Here is a 2,892-nt window from a genome sequence, read left to right on the forward strand (position 1 = left end):
AGCCCTTGACGCGAAACATAGCGTCATCGGCATCAACACCGTGAGCATCGGATCGGTCACCCTGAGCATCGTCCACCCCCGCGAAGTCTTCAAGCCACTGATCCTGATGAACGCCAGCGCCGTCATCCTGGCGCACAACCATCCGAGCGGCGATGCGACTCCCAGTCAAGAAGATCGCGCCCTGACCCGGCGCCTCAAAGACAGCGGCGAGCTGCTCGGCATCAGCGTGCTTGATCATGTGGTGCTGGGCGAGGACCGCTACTACAGCTTCGCCGATCACCGAGAACTGTAGGGAGAATGAGTGCTCACCCTCAGTCCCCCACTGTTCTGATACTGGCAGGTGGCTAGCGTTGACGGTCGGGGAAAGTGTTGAGCGGTCTGAAAGGCGTGTTGGGGTTGTACTGATTGATCGGGTTCAGCGGATTGTTCGGGTTGACTTCGTTAATGGGGTTGAAGGGATTGTTTGGGTTGTACCGATTGATCGGATTTGCGGGATTCCCCGGATCGACGCTGTTGATGGGGTTGAAGGGATTGCTGGGATCCACCGAATTGATCGGGTTCAGGGGATTGTCAGGGCGCAGTTGATTGATCGGATTGAAGATGTTGTAGTCCCGCTCGTACTTCTCGTCGAAGCCGAACTCAGCGGAGGTGGGAATGGCGGATAGGAGGAAACCGAAAATCCAAACGATGAGCATGGCTAGACCCACTTTGATCTCCCAAGTACTCGATTTAACTTACCCCTTTCCAAGACCGAAGATCAAACTACGTTATAGGGCGAGGCTTGAATCGGTTACTGAGCACGTACCTTGGTAGTATTAGTCTGCAGAGCAACAATCCTTTCGCCCTTGTTGTATGCGTCGGACTCTGCTTTTTCTAACCAAATGCGGCCGACACCGGTGCAAGATGGAGTCCCGCATATAAGTGCGCTTGTCGGATGTCCAAGAGGTTGCACACTCCTGACATAGTTGCGTTTCTACCCGCCACGGCCGGGCGGCTTCACCCCGCAGTTACTGCAACGAATGAGGGCCATTTCATTGTCTCCATATTCGGCTTATTGAATGTCGATCCGCACAGCTTGTGCGAGGTTCAAGTCCTGCAACGCCTGTCTGAGTTCGGTTTGGAACGCTGTAACCTGGTCCGCTTCCAACTCTACGGTGAAGTCCAAGCCAAGCCGCAAGTCCGATCCACTGCGAAGCTTGGGCAGGAGCTTGGTACCCAGGCGGTTCCAGACTTCTGGAGGAATTGAGCCGGTAATGTGCAATGTCTTCTTAGCCGCTGTTATTGTTGGGCTTGGTGCTTCTGGCTCTGGAATGATCGGCGCAGGTTGGACAATAACAGCCTGGCCACCTGTACTAGGGACTTGAGGTTGTGTTTTCAGAGCCTTGGCTCTTGACCTGAGAATCAAATAGACATCGGCGTCGAAGGCCACTTCATCAGCGGGGAGCATTTCTTCAAACCATAGCCTCGTATAGGCTCCACCAGCATGTTGTCCTGAAGCTAGACCGAAATCGCCGCGTGTAACAAATTCTGGAATACTGCGTCGGAGGTAGACATCAGGATCAATCAACCGTTCCATTGAACCGTTCAAGAATGCCTGGCGAAGACTCACGAGGGGCCACGCGCCAGATTCCTTAAAGGCCTCTGGCCATTTCCTTTCCAAGTAACTTGCGCCCGGCGATTCGTTGAGGAGTGCTTGGGATTTCAGCGTAGTGAGAACACGTCCGCACAGCGTTTCTGTGTTGCTCGCATGTCCTGCCCCTAGGTCAATCACCCTTAGACCATCCGCTTCCTTATTATCCGCGAGTACCACATAGCGGTAACTTGCCCAGACTTCGTCTCTGGCGGCATCCTCCGCTTCGAGCACCTTAGCGGTCACATCTGAGCGATCAGCGCGGTCAAAATCGCCGGCAAGAATGCCGTCGGCAAGGTCCTTCTCGACGCGTTTCCAAGCAAGCCAGAGCTCAAGCTTGTCTTTCAAATCACGACTTGGCTTCCGGGCACACCAAATCAATGAGCCAGGGTACAAGCGAGGGGATTTGCCGCGCTGCTTGGTCCATTCGGCAATCGTATTTCGGAGTGCACCGTTGCCGCGCCATTCCGATTCGGGGTCGAGAATCACGAGGGTGAGGCGCGGGGTATCTTGGATGGCTGTCCCATCTTCTGGGAACATTACGCACGGTAAAGAAGCGCCTCGCTCGAATTCCTTTCTGACTACCATTAAGCCAGCCTTCCGTACTTCCTCATCATCCAGTGAAGCACGTCGGTCGCTGACGACCTTTTTCAGGGTCGGTTTGTAACCAAAGCGGAAGCCATCATGTCCGACTTTCCTGATGTAATAGCCTTTAGACTCCAGTGCCGTTGCCGCATTGTCGAAAGATGTAGTCTCCGTATCTGGCTCGCCTAAGGCAAACCGGAGCTCGGGAAGATGCGCGATCTTGTCGCCCTGACCTCCCGATGATTCAAAAAGGATGGCGGTGCCAACACGAATGTGAAGATCGCGGAGAGCGCCCTTTGCATTCACATCAAGCGCCTTGGCATGACTGTGCTCATTCGTCAAATCAGTCTCGATTGCCGGAAGGAGGCGCATCTCTCCCAACTGACCCAAGATCACAGCACGAAATTCAGGGACCTCGAGCGGAGCCGATCCGAGGGTGATGAGCGGTTCTCGCCGCGCACGTTGATACCCGTCACGGTAGGCCCAGGATATCCATTGTGCCAGCATCGCGAGGGTGCCGCGTGTCTGCTGATACTGGGGAAGTGCCTGCCACTTCCGCTGAAAGACGGAGAGTGTGGCCGGATGAAACGGATAGCAGGCTTCAAACCGGTTGCGTAGAAAATCACGAGACTTCGCATCCGTGGTGGCCGTATCGACGGCAGTCCATTCTGAAGGCA

3 protein-coding genes are annotated in these 2,892 nt (G+C 54.8%); 1 reads left to right on the forward strand and 2 read right to left on the reverse strand.

Annotated elements, in window-relative coordinates; all coding sequences use genetic code 11:
* On the forward strand, positions 1 to 292 hold a 292-nt coding region (locus ACOSYY_RS10960; protein WP_421662395.1), incomplete at its 5' end, for a JAB domain-containing protein.
* A gap of 52 nt (positions 293 to 344) precedes the next feature.
* Here the strand turns inward: ACOSYY_RS10960 and ACOSYY_RS10965 are convergent.
* Entirely contained in the window at positions 345 to 695 is a 351-nt protein-coding gene (locus tag ACOSYY_RS10965; RefSeq protein ID WP_421662396.1) for a hypothetical protein, read from the reverse strand.
* Between the two features lie 356 nt (positions 696 to 1,051).
* The coding region (locus ACOSYY_RS10970) for a hypothetical protein (RefSeq protein WP_421662398.1) at positions 1,052 to 2,892 on the reverse strand (1,841 nt) is incomplete at its 5' end.

Source organism: Nitrospira sp. BLG_2 (assembly GCF_049222245.1).